Genomic DNA, 15,349 nt, shown 5'->3' with positions numbered 1-15,349 from the left:
GGTCGATCATGCGACGTGAGCTCGCCACGCTCAGTGAGCTCGCACGGCTCGGTTTCACCGAGTTGGGCGAGGTGCAGCAGCGGCTCCTCGAAGTCGAGTCGCTGACGGGGGAGTCCGCCGACGCGCTCCTGCCTCTCTTCGGATCCGCCGCCGACCCGGACGCCGCCCTCGCAGCGCTGCTCGAGCTCCTGCGCCGGCATCCCGACCCGATGAAACCGGTGCTCGCGTCCGAGGCGAGCGCGAGCCGTTTGATCGTCGTGCTGGGGGCGTCGAGGGGGCTGGCGGACTTCCTGCTGCGCCGCCCCGAGCAGTTGGAGGCGCTGACCGAGCCGTACACGGGTCGGCCGGAACCCGATGAACTGACGGATGACCTCCTCGCCGCGGTCGATGCGGCTAATGGTGTCGCGACCGTGTCCGGTGACGCCGGCCGAGTGGCGTTGCGGGTGCGGTATCGGCGTCAGCTGCTCCGGCTCGCCGCGTGGGATCTCAGCCAGCCTCGGTCGCTCGACGCCCTGCAGACCGTCACCGAGATCCTCGCGGACATGGCGGCCGCGGCGCTCGAGGCGTCGCTCGCCGTCGCGCGCGCCGACGCGACCCGTGCCGGCGCCGGGCCGGGTGTCTTCACCGCCGAGGAGATCGCCTCCACCTCGCTCGCCGTCATCGGGATGGGCAAGGCGGGCGCCCGCGAGCTCAATTACGTCAGCGACGTCGACGTGATCTTCGTCGGCCAGGCGGTGCCGGACACCGCGATCGGCGACGAGCGTGCCATGGCCGCCGCCACGCGACTCGCCATGCTCACGATGCGCGGCATCAACGAGATCGCGATCGAGCCGCCGCTCTGGGAGGTCGACGCGAACCTCCGGCCTGAGGGCAAGGACGGCGCGCTGGTGCGGACGCTCGAGTCGCACCTCGCCTACTACGACCGCTGGGCGAAGGACTGGGAGTTCCAGGCTCTGCTGAAGGCGCGACCGCTCGCCGGTGACGCCGAGCTCGGTGCGCGCTACGTCGAGGCGGTCGCGCCGAAGGTGTGGAGCAGCGCCAGCCGCGAGAGTTTCGTCGAGCAGGTGCAGCGGATGCGCGGCCGCGTCACCGACAACATCCCGGCCGACGAGGTCGACCGGCAGTTGAAGCTCGGCCCCGGCGGTCTGCGCGACATCGAGTTCACGGTGCAGCTGCTCGAACTGGTGCACGGTCAGCTCGACCCGACGGTGCGCGAGCGGGGCACGCTCCGTGCGCTCGGCGCGCTGGCGGCGGGAGGATACATCGGCCGGTCCGAGGCGGAGGAGTTCGCCGAGGAGTACCGGCTGCTGCGGGTGCTCGAACACCGCTTGCAGCTGCAGCGGCTGTCGCGAACCCACCTGATGCCGTCCGACTCCGAGCATCTGCGGGTGCTCGCCCGTGCGAGCGGGCTCGCGTCGGGAGCCGAGGACCTCGTGCTGCGCTGGCAGCGCACGAAGACGGCGGTGCGGAGCCTGCACGAGCGCCTCTTCTACCGGCCACTGCTCTCGGCGGTCGCGCGTGTGCCCGAGCAGGGACTCGCCCTGACGTCGGCGCAGGCCGAGGCGCGCCTCGCCGTGATCGGCTTCCAGGATCCACGCGGCGCTCTCGCGCACATCGCCGCCCTAACCGCGGGGGTCTCCCGCCGTGCCGCGATCCAACGGACCCTGCTGCCGGTGCTGCTGCAGTGGTTCGCCGACGGCGCCGATCCCGACGGCGGCCTGCTCGCGTTCCGGCGGATCAGCGAGAGCCTCGGCGACGCCCACTGGTATCTGCGGATGCTGCGCGATTCGCAGGCGGCGGCCCAGCGTCTCACCGAGGCGCTGTCGGCGTCCCGGTTCGTCGTGAGCCTCCTCGAGCTCTACCCCGAGGCGGCACGCTGGCTCGAGAACGACGACGACCTGCGTCCGCGCAGCTGGGAGGCGCTCCGCGAGGAGACGACGGCGACGGTCGCGCGGCACGCCACCAGCGACGCCGCCGCGGCGGCGCTGCGGACCGCCCGTCGGCGCGAGGTGCTTCGCTTGGCGCTCGGCAGTATCGCCGGCACTGTCCGCATCCACGAGTTGGGGCAGGCCCTCGCCGCGGTCACGAGCGCGGTGATCACGGGCGTGCTTCGTTCGATCCGGCGCGAGGACGGACCGTGGCCGGAGTTCGCGGTGATCGCGATGGGGCGGTACGGGGGAGCGGAGCTCGGCTTCGGCTCCGACGCCGACATCATGTACGTGTACCGGCCGATCGCGGGCATGGCGCCGGAGCTCGCCCAGTCGAAGGCCGAGCAGATCGTCGCCGAGATCAAGCGGCTGACCACCGACAACCGCCTGCCGCTCGACCTCGACCTCGGCCTGCGGCCGGAGGGCAAGAACGGCGCCGTCGTCCGTTCACTGCGCTCGTACGAGGCCTACTACGCCCGCTGGTCGCTCACGTGGGAGGCGCAGGCGCTGCTCCGTGCTCGCGGTGTCGCCGGCGACCACGGCCTCGTCGCCGACTTCACCGCGCTGGCCGACACCATCCGGTACCCGGAGGACGTGCCCGAGACAGAGATCCGCGAGATCAAGCGCATCAAGGCGCGGGTCGAGAGCGAACGGCTGCCGCAGGGCGCCGACCCTGCCCGCCACCTGAAGCTCGGCCGCGGCACGCTCAGCGACGTCGAGTGGCTGCTGCAGCTGCTGCAACTGCGTCATGGAGCTCGAGTGCACGGGCTTCGCACCCCGTCGACGCTGCAGGCGCTGACCGCGGCGGAGGAGGCGGCGCTGCTCAGCTCCGACGACGCAGAGAAGCTGCGCGAGGCGTGGCTGCTGTCGTCACGGCTGCGGTCGGCGATGACGCTGTGGAGCAACAAGACCTCCGACATCCTGCCGACGGAGGTGCGTCAGCTCGACGGTATCGCGCGCCTACTGGAGTATCCGCCGGGGTCCGCCGCGATCCTCGAGGACGACTTCTTAAAGGTCACGCGCCGCTCCCGCTCGGTCTTCGAGCGCATCTTCTACGGCGTCCAGTCGCGCCCCCGCCCCTCGACCGCCTGACGATTGCTCCCGCGCGACCCGCCACTGCCCTGCCACGCCGGTCAGACGCTGCAAACCGTGAGGCACCCATCGGCGTTTTGGACGAGCTCGGAGGCCGTCGTCAGTCGTGACTAACATCAGCGTGTGGACATCCCCGAAGGCTTCACGGGCCTCGCTGAAACCATCTGCCTCGATCACCTAGTTGACGCTGCTCTCGCAGGATTGGTTCGGAGTGATCTCGCCGGGAGTAGCTGCTCATACTGTGGCCGGGTCGCTGAAGAAGGCGAAACACCCTTCGCTGTCTCGATGAACGTAGTTGGACGGCACGTCTTCAACGCGGCTACCTGGCTCTACCACGACGGGTTCGACGAGTACTTCCACGAGGGGTATCAGTCGCAGTACGACACGAACGAGGTCATCGCTGATGTGACTGATGGCGCTTTCGCACCGTCGGTATGGGAGGCAGTTGCGGGTGATATCGCTGAGGCGATCGCGACGCCGGAAGCGTGGGTTAGCTCGCAGCTCCATGAAGACTTTCTGTTCTCTTGGGAGAGCTTCGCTAGGACCGTGAAGTATGAAACGCGATTTGTGTATATGGCTGAGCGGGAGCGCGCCGGGAGGCGCGAGGAGGCCCCGGCTCGCCTATCACGCTTCTTGGACGGTCTGAATAGTTACGTACAGGACGGCATGTTCACCACACTCGCGGTTGGGGACACGTTGTATCGCGCTCGCATGATCGAGGACGAGGACCTGGATCACAGAACGCGGAAGGACCCTGCAAAGCATCTCGGCCCGGCGCCCGCAGGAATAGCATCTGCGGGGCGTCTGAATCCCGAGGGCGTAGGACTTTTCTACGGAGCCACTACTGCAAACCTAGCCGTGAAGGAGACTGCCCTACACAGTCGCTATGACGAGGCGTTGGTTGGTGGGTTCAAGGTTCAGCGGCCGCTGACGATCTTAGACTTCACGAAGCGCCCGCAGCTTCCTAGTATCTTCGACACTCACCGGCGAAGGGAGTACCTCTTCGCGCGGTTCGCCGATGACTTTGTGGAGCGCATCACGCAGTCCGTGCCCTTGACCGGTGCAGAACGGATCGAATACGTGGTTACTCAAGTGATCGGCGAATACTTCCGGTGGGCGACCGCAGAACCGCTCGACGGTATTGCATGGGAGAGTCATTTACTCAATCAGGGCGAGGACGGCATGAATATACTCGTGTGGGCGAATAGTAACGACGTCCGATCGGACCCGGCTCCTGATGGCGACCCTGCAGATTCTGATTTATGGCGGCGAACGTTTGGTCCGCCAACGCCAACTCTAACTCTCTCAATGCTCGACGTGAAAAGGTACCGGGTGCGTCGAGTGGTCGAGACCTCCGCGGTCGGTCTTCTCGGCGACGTTGATGACCCGGACCCGATGTTTATGGACGTTTGAAGCACTTCGAGTAGTGGCAGCTCTGACGTTGCCGGTTAATCAGGCCGACCGAGCGTTGGTTATGCAAGTGGGGAATCTTGTCGAACATGCCGCGCCACGGTAGGCAATTCCAGCCTAGCCTCACCCGAAGCCGATCCTACTCAAGGAGGGTGACCGCCTTTTCGTGATGTTTTTCCCACCATCCTTCGAGCAGTTGATGGTGCTTCGCTATGAGCGCTTTGATCCTCTTCAGCTGGTTGTGATCTACCCAGGGAGGAAGGTCGCCCAAGGGGTCGCCAGTTTCAAGACTGATTCTAAGGTGGTGGTTGTCCGGCTCTGACTTTTTCAGTATGTGTACGTGAGGTGGCGGATGGTCGTTCGGCCAAACGTGGACGCTGATTCCGCCGTCGAAACGTCGTCCCTCTGCGGTCAGAGCGGTCAGAAAGCCTTCTTCATCGAAGGCCGCAGGCCAGGTTTCTTTCCCCTCTCCGAACTCGAACAACGCCATGCGAACCAGGCGGCTCAATATGTCGCTGTCCTCCAAACGACCTTCATCTTCGGCGAGCGCCCATCCGGCGGGCTCGTTAAGATTCCGCTCGGCCCGTTCATAAGGCGTAAGGTCGTCCTCTAGCATGCTCCAAGTCTATGGAACAAGGGCAGCAGCACTGCACCGACTCAGATCTCACCGTTAGTCGCTCTTCAATAGCCATAACCATCGGGATCATTCTTTAGGACAGACGAATGATTTCGGTTCCCGGCGTTGAGCTCGGCGACGGGAAAGGCCCCGCCTCCCAGGGGAGACGGGGCCTTCGACCGATCCGGGAGGATCAGACGCCGTAGTACAGCTCGAACTCGAACGGGTGGGGACGCTGCGCGAGGGGCTTGATCTCCTTCTCGCGCTTGTAGTCGATCCACGTGTCGATGAGGTCCTGCGTGAACACGCCACCCTCGAGGAGGTAGTCGTGGTCGGCCTCGAGAGCATCGAGCACCGCGCCCAGCGAGCCGGGGACCTGCGGGATGTTCTTCGCCTCCTCGGGGGGAAGCTCGTACAGGTCCTTGTCGACGGGCTCGTGCGGCTCGATGCGGTGCTTGATGCCGTCGAGGCCCGCCATGAGCTGCGCCGCGAAGGCGAGGTACGGGTTGCCGGAGGCGTCGGGCGCGCGGAACTCGATGCGCTTCGCCTTCGGGTTCGTGCCGGTGATCGGGATGCGGATCGCCGCCGAACGGTTGCCGGCCGAGTAGACCAGGTTGACGGGCGCCTCGAAGCCGGGGACCAGACGGTGGTAGCTGTTCACCGTGGGGTTCGTGAAGGCGAGCAGCGATGGCGCGTGCTTGAGGATGCCGCCGATGTACCAGCGGGCGATGTCGGACAGGCCGCCGTAGCCGGCCTCGTCGTAGAACAGCGGCGTGCCGTCGTTCCACAGCGACTGGTGGGTGTGCATGCCCGAGCCGTTGTCGCCGAAGAGCGGCTTCGGCATGAAGGTCGCCGTCTTGCCCCACTGGTTCGCGACGTTCTTGACGATGTACTTGAACTTCAGGATGTCGTCGGCCGCGTGCACCATGGTGTCGAAGCGGTAGTTGATCTCACCCTGACCGGCGGTGCCGACCTCGTGGTGGGCGCGCTCGAGGATGAGGCCCGCGTCGATCAGCTTCAGTGAGATGTCGTCGCGCAGGTCGGCGTGCTGGTCGACCGGGCTGACGGGGAAGTAGCCGCCCTTGTAGGGGGTCTTGTTGGCGAGGTTGCCGCCGACCTCTTCGCGGCCGGAGTTCCAGGCCGCCTCGTCGGAGTCGACCTTGTAGAAGCTCGAGCCCTGCGTGACTTCGTAGCGCACGTCGTCGAAGATGTAGAACTCGGCCTCAGGGGCGAAGAACGCGGTGTCGGCGATGCCGGTGGAGGCGAGGTACTTCTCTGCCTTCTTGGCGACCTGACGCGGGTCCTTCGAGTAGATCTCGCCGTTGCGCGGGTTGTAGATGTCGAAGATGACGATGAGGGTGCGCTCGACACGGAACGGGTCGATGTACGCCGTCGAGATGTCGGGGATGAGCTGCATGTCCGACTCGTGGATGTTCGCGAAACCGCGGATCGAGGAGCCGTCGAAGAGCTGGCCGACGGAGAAGAACTCCTCGTCGACGGTGGAAGCCGGGATGTTGAAGTGCTGCTGCACACCCGGAAGATCGGTGAAACGGATGTCAAGGAACTTGACGTCAGTGTCCTTGATGAACTTGATCACCTCGGAGGAGTCACTGAACTTGGGGTGCGACATAGAGAACGTCTCCATAACTGCGTGTAGGGACACCGGCTGCGTGGGTGCAACCGCCTCGACCTTAGGCGCAGGCAGTTTCGCCACCGTGACACCATTGTTTCAGGGATGTTACGTGGGCAGAACTAGGGTGGGACGGTGTCAGCAGCCAGTGCCTCCGCATCTCCCGGGCGCTACCCGGGCGAACGGCTCGGCCTGCCCGAGTCGGGTCCCGGGTCGATCGCCCGCCCGGGGCGGCGGATCGGGGCCATCCTCATCGACTTCGCCCTCTGCTACGTCGTCTACGCGGCATTCTTCTTCGGCTCCAACTGGGCGAGCCTCGCGATCTTCGCCGTCGAGCAGATCGTGCTCGTGACGCTGCTGGGCGGTGGCGTCGGGCACCTGCTCCTCGGGATGCGCGTCATCCGACTCCACGGGGGATGGGCGGGCTGGTGGCGTCCCGCCGTGCGCACCGCGCTGCTCTGCCTGCTGATCCCCGCCGTCATTTGGGACGCCGATCAGCGCGGCCTCCACGACGTCTTCGCCGACACCCTCCTCGTCCGAACTCGCTGACCGGGCGCCTCCCTCACTCGCCTCTTCCCGTCCAGTATGTGGACGGTGTATATCTGGAGGTCCGGCGCATCCGGCGTCGCCCGTCGGGGAGGACGAATGGCCACCATCACCGCAGTCGAGAACGTGTCCCTGGACGGCGTGATGCAGTCACCCGGGCGACCGGATGAGGACACCCGTGACGGCTTCGACCTCGGCGGATGGGCGATGCCCTTCCTTGCCGCCGATCCTGAAGCGGCGGCCGCGTCGATGAGCGGAGAGGGGCGAACCGGGGGTCTGCTGTTCGGGCGGCGAACGTACGACGACCTCGTCGGCTACTGGCTCGGCACCGATCAGCCGAACCCGTTCACCGAGATCCTCCGCTCGACCCCGAAATACGTCGCCTCCCGCACCCCGAACCGGGAGCTGCCGCATCCGAACTCGATCCTGCTCGAGGGTGAGCTGACCGGGGCGGTTCGTGCCGTCAAGGAGTCGGTGGACGGCGACATCGTCATCCTCGGCAGCGGCGACGTCGTGCGTCAACTCGCGGCGGCGGGCCTCATCGACAGCTACACCCTCACCACCCTGCCGGTGGTGCTCGGAAAGGGGCAGCGGCTCTTCGACCATAGCTACGCCGCGCTCGAGGTGGAGCGCAGCATCACGTCGAAGACCGGCATCGTGGTCGCGAGCTACCGGGTCGTGCACGCCTGACCACTCGAGGGCTAGGCCTGCTCAGGGGGTCTGGACGACCCCGCCGCGCAGGTTCTCGACCGTCTGCGTGCGGTAGGAGTCGGCAAGGGTCACCGACGCGACGAGCGCCGCGGCGAGCAGCAGCAGGATGACGACCGATCCGCCGATGCCCTTCCGCTTCGGCTCCTGCCGCAGCGGCTCGAAGCGCACCGGGATGACGGGGTGCGAGCGCAGCAGCGTGTCGCGTGCCTCGTTCAGCACTGCGAAACGAGCGCCCGCGACGCGTGGATCGTCGTCGCCGCCCATCAGGTCGGGGTGGGTTCGGCGGGCGGCGCGCTGATAGGCGTGTTGCACGTCGGCGATCGAGGCGTCGGCGGTCACCCCGAGGAGGGCAGCCGCTTCCGCCGTGGTCATGACGAGCCTCAGCGCATCCGTTGCGGGCGCACCCGCAGAGGGTCGATGCCCTTCGGGATGGGCAGCTGGTTGCCCGACAGGGAGCTGAGACGGTTGCTGACCGCGACAACCTCGGCCCGCGTCAGGGTGCGCTTGAACTTGCCGAGGCTCCTGTTGATGCGGTGCAGCTCGACCGACCCGGCGTCGGGGCCGACGTGGAGGGTCGACACGGGCACGTTGGGGAGCACGCGGCCCACCTTGCGACGCTCCTCCTCGAGCATCCGGTTGGTGCGGCTCTTCGGGCCTTCGGCGATGAGCACGACGCCGGGACGTCCGACGGCGCGGTAGATGGCGTCCTGCGTCTTCGGGTTGACGGCGACGGGCATCTCGTTGCCGCGCCACCCGCGACGCAGCGAACTGCGCAGCACCGCGCCGACCGCGCCGGGCTGACCCGCGATCTGTCCGTACGCCGCACGTTCGGCGCGACGGCCGAGCACGATCAGGAACAGCAGCAGGCCGAGCAGGACGCCGGCGACGATCCAGATGGCGATGACGAAGCCGTTGCCCTCGGCCGTGAAGATGCCGACGCCGATCGCGACGAGGATCGGCAGCACGAAGACGAGGATCAGGTAGGGGATCGCCCGCTTGTCGAGCCGGCGGGTCATCTGGAAGACCTGCCAGAGCTGCCGGAAGCGACCGGGCTCCTTCTCTGCCGGGCGCGACGAAGCGGTGGGACGTGCCATGAGGTCAAGGATAGCGCCGCGCGGACTCCCCGGACGCGCGCGTCCTCCCCAGTCGGCGGCGCGCCGTCGTTACCCCCAGTTCGTGACGCGCTTCCGGTGATCGGACCTTGCGGGGGCGACGCTGGAGCGATGCAGACCGTGTGCGGGTATCGCGTCATCCGCGAGGTGACGGGCGGCGAGCGTTCGCGGGTGCTGCTCGTGCATGACCACGAGGACCGGGTCGTCGTCGTCCGGGTGCTCGACCGCGCCTTGTCGCCGGCGGAGGTCGCGGCGACGGTGCAGGTGATGACCGCGGTCGACCATCCTTCGCTCCTGCCGCTCGCCGACGTCGCTGTGCAGAGCGATGGCAGCACCGCGATCGTGACCCCGCGTCTGGCAGGGGGCACGCTCGGCGAGCTGATCGCCGGCCGCGGCGGCATCGCGCCCGGCGAAGCGGTGACGGTGCTGACGGCGATCATCGGTGCGCTCCGGGCGCTGCACGGGGCCGGGTGGGCGCATGGCCGCGTCGAACCGCGGAGCATCCTCCTCGCCTCCGACGGCACCCCTGTGCTCGCGGGTTTCGGGAGCGCCGCCCGACTCGGTCCCGATGTCGACACGTCGGAGGACATCGAGGCGGTGATCGACCTCTGCCGGTTGCTGCTGGCCTCCACCCCGAGGGCGGAGCACGCGCTGCGCCGATTCGAACGCGAGACACCGACCCTCGACGCGATCGAGTGGGCGCTCGCGGAGATCGCCGACGCTGCTCCCGTGCTGCTGTCGGCCCCTCCTCGGACGGTCTCAGAACGGGCCCGATTCGAACAGACCGCGCCGGCGGGTCGCGCGGACCCGTTCGCGTTCCTCGTCCGATCAGACAGCGGGAATGAGGGGGAGGCCCTCACGCTCCGTCGCGGGCTGATCGACCGCTTCTTCGATGCGGAAGGACTCGCGGGCGTCGCGCGGCCCCTGCTCGCCTCGCTCCGAGCCGTCAGACGGCCCGTGTGGATCGCAGCGGGGGCAGTCGGCGCCGCACTGATCGTCGCGATAACCCTCGTTCCGGCGCAGAGTGACCCCACGTCGGATGCCGACGCGGCCGCCGTACCGAAGTCGCTCGACGCCGCCGACGTCGAGACGCCGACCAGCCCGATGGATGAGCCGACGGTCCCGCAGGCGCCCGCGGATGTCGAGACGTCGACGGCGGAGCTCGGGGGTGCCGACGATCCGCTCGACGCCGCCCGTCAGCTGCTGCGCACCCGCCGGCTCTGCTTCGAGACGGCGGACGCCGACTGCCTCGCCCGAGTCGACGGCGCCGACTCCGCCGCGCTCAGCGACGATCTCGCGACCCTCGACGACATCGCCGACGGGGGAGCCGTGCCCGCGGCGATCGCGCTCGGCGACGCGCCGTTCGTGCAGCGCACCGGCGACTCCGCGATCATCGCCGGCGAGCAGGTCTCGATCCTGCTCGTCCGAGGGGCAGACGGGTGGCGCATCCGCGACACCTTCGACGACACGACGGCAGGCTGACGGACCGCGGCGCGGGGAGATCGAGAAAGGGCCCGCCGGAAGCCGGCGGGCCCTTTTCGACTGACGCGGTCAGTCGTCGTCGACGCGGATCAGAGTCCGAGGTCGCCCTCGAAGTCGGCCTCTTCGAGACGGTTCTTGACCTGCACGAGGAAGCGTGCGGCGTCGGCACCGTCGACGATGCGGTGGTCGTAGCTGAGCGCCAGGTACACCGTCGACCGGATCGCGATCGCGTCGTTGCCGTCGACCGAGACGACGACGGGCTTCTTCACGACGACACCGGTGCCGAGGATCGCAACCTGCGGAAGGAACACGATCGGAGTGTCGAAGAGCGCGCCGCGCGAGCCCGTGTTGGTCACCGTGAAGGTGCCACCGGCGAGCTCGTCGGGCTTCAGCTTGTTGTCGCGGGTGCGGGCGGCCAGATCGGCGATCTGCGCGGTGAGACCGGCGATGTCGAGCGATCCGGCGTTGCGGACCACCGGGGTCAGCAGGCCGCGCTCGGTGTCGACCGCGATCGAGATGTTCTCGGTGTCGGGGTAGACGATGCTGTCACCGTCGATCGTCGCGTTGATGATCGGGTAGGTGCGCAGCGCCTCGGCGGCGGCCAGGGTGAAGAACGGCAGGAACGAGAGCTTGTTGCCGGTTTTCTCGAGGAACGAGCCCTTCACCTTGTCGCGGAGGGCGGCGACCTTGGTGACGTCGACCTCGACCACGCTGGTGAGCTGGGCGCTCGTCTGCATCGACACGACGGCGCGCTCGGCGACCACCTTGCGCAGGCGGGTCATCGGCACCGTCGTTCCGCGCAGCTCCGACACGGTCGGAGCTGCCTTCTGCGGCGCGGCGGCAGCGGCGGGCGCTGCGGCAGCCGGCTTGTCGGCCGCAGCGAGGACGTCCTCCTTGCGGATGCGTCCGCCGACGCCCGAGCCGGAGAGGCTGGCGAGGTCGATGCCGCGCTCACCGGCGAGCTTGCGCACGATCGGGGTCACGTAGGCGGGACCGGCGTGCGAGCCGCCGCTCGATGCCGGAGCCGGAGCCTCGGTCGTGCCGGTCACCGACGGCTGAACGGCCTGGTGGTCGGGGGCCGGCTGGCTGGGCGCCTGAGCCTCGGGGGCCGGAGCCGGTGCAGGGGCGTCGACCGACGCCTGCTGCTGCGGAGCACCCTCCTGCGTGTGAGGGGTGTCGACCGACGGCACCTCGGCGCCCGCGGGAGCCGGGGGAGTCTGCTGCTCGGTCGGCTGCTGCTGCTCTGCCGGCTGCCCCTGGGCGGGCTGCTCCTGTGCCGGCTGCTGCTGAGCGGGCTGCGCCTGCTCGGGCTGGGCCTGCTGCGGTGCGGCGCTCTCCTCTTCGGGTGTGGGGCTCGTGTACGAGGCGCCCGCCTCCTGCGTCGACGACTCGGTCGACTGCGGCTGCGAGGGCTGCTCGGAGACCGGGGCCGGAGCCTCGGCGGCGGGGGTCGCCTCCTCGGTGGGCTGCGGGGTCGCCTCGCCGGAAGCGCCTCCGCCGGAGCCGTCGCCGATGCGCACGAGAGCGGTTCCCACGTCGACCGTCTCGTCCTCCTGGACGAGGATCTCCTCGATCACGCCGGCGATCGGCGACGGGATCTCGGTGTCGACCTTGTCGGTGGAGACTTCGAGCAGGGGCTCGTCGACCTCGACCTGGTCACCCACGTTCTTCAGCCAACGGGTCACCGTCCCCTCAGTGACACTCTCTCCGAGTGCGGGGAGGTTGACGGACTCGCTCATGTGAGGTTTTCCCTTCGGGGCAGAACTGGTGTTTCTAGTCTAGGTCGAGGTGCTTCGGAGGCGCTCGGAAGCCAGGCGGCGTGAGCGCCCGCCCTGTGGGTCACAGGGCGTGCAGCGGCTTGCCCGCGAGCGCGAGGAACGCCTCGCCGAGGGCTTCGTTCTGCGTAGGGTGCGCGTGGATGAAGGGCGCGATGTCCTCGGGGTACGCCTCCCAGCCGACGACGAGCTGCGCTTCGCCGATGAGCTCGCCGACGCGGGTGCCGATGCCGTGCACTCCGATGACGGGGCCGTCCTTGACCCGCACGACCTTGATCGAGCCGGAGGTGCCGATGATCTCGCTCTTCGCGTTGCCCGCGAGGCTGTAGTCGTAGCTCGAGACCTTGTCGGCGCCGTACTTCTCGACGGCCTTCGCCTCGGTGAGTCCGACGGAGGCGACCTCGGGCTCGCAGTAGGTGATGCGGGGGATGTTCGCCTCGTCGATGATGACGGGGTTCTGACCCGCGATCTCCTCCGCGACGAAGATGCCCTGCTGGAAGCTGCGGTGCGCGAGCTGCAGGCCGAAGACGATGTCTCCGACGGCATACATGTTCGGCACCGAGGTGAGCAGGCGCTCGTTGGTCTTCACGAAGCCGCGGTCGAGCTCGATGCCCGCCTCCTCGAGTCCGAGACCCGCGGTCGCGGGCCCGCGGCCGACGGCCACGAGCAGCAGTTCCGCCTCGATGGTCTCGCCGTTCTCGAGCGTGACGACGACGCCCTGGTCGTTCTGAGTGACGCTCTGGAAGCGGATGCCGAGCTTGTAGTTGATGCCGCGGCGGCGGAACGCGCGCTCGAGCGACTTGCTCAGCACCTCCTCCTCGTTGGGGACGAGGTGGGGGAGGGCTTCGATGATGGTGACGTCGGCGCCGAACGACTTCCAGACGCTCGCGAACTCGACGCCGATCACGCCGCCGCCGAGCACGGCGACGGTCTTCGGGATGAAGTCGAGCTGCAGCGCCTGCTCGGAGGTGATGACGCGGCCGCCGAGCTCGAGGCCGGGCAGGCTGCGCGAGTAGGAGCCCGTCGCGAGGACGAGGTTCTTGCCGGTGACGGTCTGGTCGCCGACCTGCACCGAGGTGCCGCCGACGACGCGGCCCTCACCCTCGATGGTGGTGATGCCGCGCGCCTTGACCAGCGACTGGAGGCCCTTGTACTTCTTCGCGACGATGCCCTCGCGGTAGGCGGTGACGCCCTGGATGTCGACGCCCTCGAAGGTGGTCTTCACGCCGTAGTGCTCGGAGTCGCGCGACGAGTCGGCGACTTCGGCCGAGTGCAGCAAAGCCTTGGTGGGGATGCAGCCGCGGTGGAGGCAGGTGCCGCCGACCTTGTCCTTCTCGATCATGGCGACGGACATGCCGAGCTCCGCGGCACGCAGCGCGGTGGCGTAGCCACCGCTTCCTCCACCCAGTACGACGAGATCGAAGTTCTGCTCAGGCACCCATTGCTCCTTGACGCTTGTGGCGGAGGCGGTCGCGGCGGCGAATCGCCTCCAACAACCTACTACTTCGCGGCGACGGCCGACGCCTTCGAGTGCTGCTCGACGAGCGCGATCAGCGTCCTCACGGAGACCCCCGTCGGGCCCTTCCCGGTGAATCCGAAGAACGCGCCCGAGTTGTTCGCCGCGCCCGCGATGTCGAGGTGCGCCCACGGGATGGGGGAGCCCGACGCGGCCTTGCCGACGAACTCGCGGAGGAACACCCCGGCGAGCAGCATGCCGCCCGCGGTGTTGCCCGGCTTGACGTTCGCGATGTCGGCGATGTCGGAGTTGAGCAGTGCCCGCAGTTCGCCGGGGAGCGGCATGTGCCAGAGCGGCTCGCCGGCGGTCTTCGCGGCGTCGAGCGTCTCGCGCACGAGCTTCTCGTCGCCCATCGCGCCGACATAGCGGGTGCCGAGCGCGACCGTGGCGGCACCGGTCAGCGTCGCGACGTCGATGATCGCGTCGGGCTCCTCCTCGCTCGCCGCGACGAGGCCGTCGGCGAGCACGAGGCGACCCTCGGCATCGCTGTTCAGGTTCTCGACGGTCTTGCCGCCGCGAATGCGCAGCACGTCGTTCGGGCGGTTCGCCGAGCCGGACGGCATGTTTTCGGCGAGGCACAGCCACGCGGTGACCTTGATCGGCAGTTCGAGGCGGGCGGCGGCCAGTGCGACCGAGAGCACGGTGGCGGCCCCGGTCATGTCGTACTTCATGCCGATCATGGACGCGGCGGGCTTCAGGCTGAGGCCGCCGCTGTCGAAGGTGATGCCCTTGCCGACGAGCGCGATGTGGCGGGTCGCGTCCGCGGGTGACCAGACCACCTTCACCAGTCGCGGCGGACGCACGGATCCCTGACCGACGCCGAGGATGCCGCCGAAGCCGTCGGCCGCGAGCCGCTCCTCGTCCCAGACGGTGATCTCGACGGGCAGGCCCTGCGCGAGCTCCTCGGCGCGGGCGGCGAAGCTCGCCGGGTACAGGTCGTTCGGCGGCGTGTTCACGAGGTCGCGGACCGTGAGCATCGCCGTCGCCGTCGCGGTGGCACGGGCGACGAGCTCGTCGGAGCCCTGATCGGTGAGGACCGTGATGTCGTCGACCGGCTGCTGCGCCGCGTCGAGCGAGTCGACCCGGTAGTCGAGGAAGGCGTAGGCGCCGATCGCGGCCCCCTCGAGGGCGGCGAGCGCGGCATCCTCGTCGTCGACGGGGAGGGCGATCGCGACGCTCGTCGCCCCGCGCAGCTGACGGGTCAAGGAGCCCGCCGCGTAGCGCAGCGAATCGGGGGTGACCTCGCCGGATCCGAGTCCGATGAACGCGATGCTCTTCGCGGCGACGCCTGCGGGTGCAGGCACCCGGACGACCTGATCGACCTTGCCGGTGACGCCGATCGGCTCGAGCACCGCGGCGAACGATTCGACGCCGTCGATCGCGTGCAGCACGGGCGAGTCGTCGACGGATCGCACGCCGATGGCGAGGACGTCGGCGACGATCTCGGTGGCGGGGGAGACGGAGAAGGACAGCGCGGGCAGAGGCATGCATCAACCCTAGAACGCGGCTCGGCGCACCCCCTTCAGCCTTC

12 protein-coding genes are annotated in these 15,349 nt (G+C 68.3%); 5 read left to right on the top strand and 7 right to left on the bottom strand.

Annotated elements, in window-relative coordinates:
- The first annotated feature begins 8 nt into the window (after positions 1–8).
- Both NGH83_RS08420 and NGH83_RS08415 read left to right on the top strand, forming a co-directional pair.
- Positions 9–3,020, top strand: coding sequence for a bifunctional [glutamine synthetase] adenylyltransferase/[glutamine synthetase]-adenylyl-L-tyrosine phosphorylase (locus tag NGH83_RS08420; protein ID WP_251855816.1), 3,012 nt, complete (start codon positions 9–11; stop codon positions 3,018–3,020).
- 123 nt (positions 3,021–3,143) lie between these two features.
- A complete protein-coding gene (locus NGH83_RS08415; protein ID WP_251855815.1) occupies positions 3,144–4,433 on the top strand; it encodes an RES domain-containing protein in 1,290 nt (429 codons plus the stop codon).
- Positions 4,434–4,569: 136 nt separating this feature from the next.
- On the opposite strand, the gene NGH83_RS08410 is transcribed toward NGH83_RS08415, so the two are convergent.
- On the bottom strand, positions 4,570–5,046 hold the full coding sequence (locus NGH83_RS08410) for a DUF4160 domain-containing protein (protein WP_251855814.1): 477 nt from the start codon (positions 5,044–5,046) through the stop codon (positions 4,570–4,572).
- Positions 5,047–5,239: 193 nt separating this feature from the next.
- On the bottom strand, positions 5,240–6,676 hold the full coding sequence (gene glnA, locus NGH83_RS08405) for a type I glutamate--ammonia ligase (protein ID WP_251855813.1): 1,437 nt from the start codon (positions 6,674–6,676) through the stop codon (positions 5,240–5,242).
- Between the two features lie 135 nt (positions 6,677–6,811).
- Between glnA and NGH83_RS08400 the strand changes: the two genes are divergently transcribed.
- Both NGH83_RS08400 and NGH83_RS08395 read left to right on the top strand, forming a co-directional pair.
- Entirely contained in the window at positions 6,812–7,225 is a 414-nt protein-coding gene (locus NGH83_RS08400) for an RDD family protein (protein WP_251855812.1), read from the top strand.
- A 96-nt stretch (positions 7,226–7,321) separates the two neighbouring features.
- Positions 7,322–7,912 (top strand): dihydrofolate reductase family protein, encoded by a 591-nt coding sequence (locus NGH83_RS08395; protein WP_251855811.1) that lies wholly within the window; start codon positions 7,322–7,324, stop codon positions 7,910–7,912.
- 21 nt (positions 7,913–7,933) lie between these two features.
- On the opposite strand, the gene NGH83_RS08390 is transcribed toward NGH83_RS08395, so the two are convergent.
- Together NGH83_RS08390 and NGH83_RS08385 are read right to left on the bottom strand one after the other, a co-directional pair.
- A complete protein-coding gene (locus NGH83_RS08390; RefSeq protein WP_251855810.1) occupies positions 7,934–8,305 on the bottom strand; it encodes a J domain-containing protein in 372 nt (123 codons plus the stop codon).
- A gap of 8 nt (positions 8,306–8,313) precedes the next feature.
- On the bottom strand, positions 8,314–9,027 hold the full coding sequence (locus NGH83_RS08385; protein WP_251855809.1) for a DUF4191 domain-containing protein: 714 nt from the start codon (positions 9,025–9,027) through the stop codon (positions 8,314–8,316).
- Between the two features lie 129 nt (positions 9,028–9,156).
- Here NGH83_RS08385 and NGH83_RS08380 point away from each other — a divergent pair, with 129 nt between their 5' ends.
- Entirely contained in the window at positions 9,157–10,527 is a 1,371-nt protein-coding gene (locus NGH83_RS08380; protein ID WP_251855808.1) for a protein kinase, read from the top strand.
- An 89-nt stretch (positions 10,528–10,616) separates the two neighbouring features.
- Here NGH83_RS08380 and sucB read toward each other — a convergent pair whose 3' ends face one another.
- The 3 genes from sucB to NGH83_RS08365 all read right to left on the bottom strand — a co-directional run bounded on the left by sucB (position 10,617) and on the right by NGH83_RS08365 (position 15,305).
- A complete protein-coding gene (gene sucB, locus NGH83_RS08375) occupies positions 10,617–12,266 on the bottom strand; it encodes a 2-oxoglutarate dehydrogenase, E2 component, dihydrolipoamide succinyltransferase (RefSeq protein WP_251855807.1) in 1,650 nt (549 codons plus the stop codon).
- Positions 12,267–12,366: 100 nt separating this feature from the next.
- The gene (gene lpdA / locus NGH83_RS08370) at positions 12,367–13,740 is read right to left on the bottom strand and encodes a dihydrolipoyl dehydrogenase (RefSeq protein WP_251855806.1); all 1,374 of its coding nucleotides are present in this window, start codon (positions 13,738–13,740) and stop codon (positions 12,367–12,369) included.
- Between the two features lie 62 nt (positions 13,741–13,802).
- Positions 13,803–15,305, bottom strand: coding sequence for a leucyl aminopeptidase (locus NGH83_RS08365; protein ID WP_251855805.1), 1,503 nt, complete (start codon positions 15,303–15,305; stop codon positions 13,803–13,805).
- Between the last annotated feature and the right edge of the window lie 44 nt (positions 15,306–15,349).

The organism is Herbiconiux sp. L3-i23 (assembly GCF_023734115.1).
Taxonomy (GTDB): domain Bacteria; phylum Actinomycetota; class Actinomycetes; order Actinomycetales; family Microbacteriaceae; genus Naasia.
The sequence above is the reverse complement of the archived record's forward strand: the minus strand, read 5'-3'. Positions and strand labels throughout refer to the sequence as shown.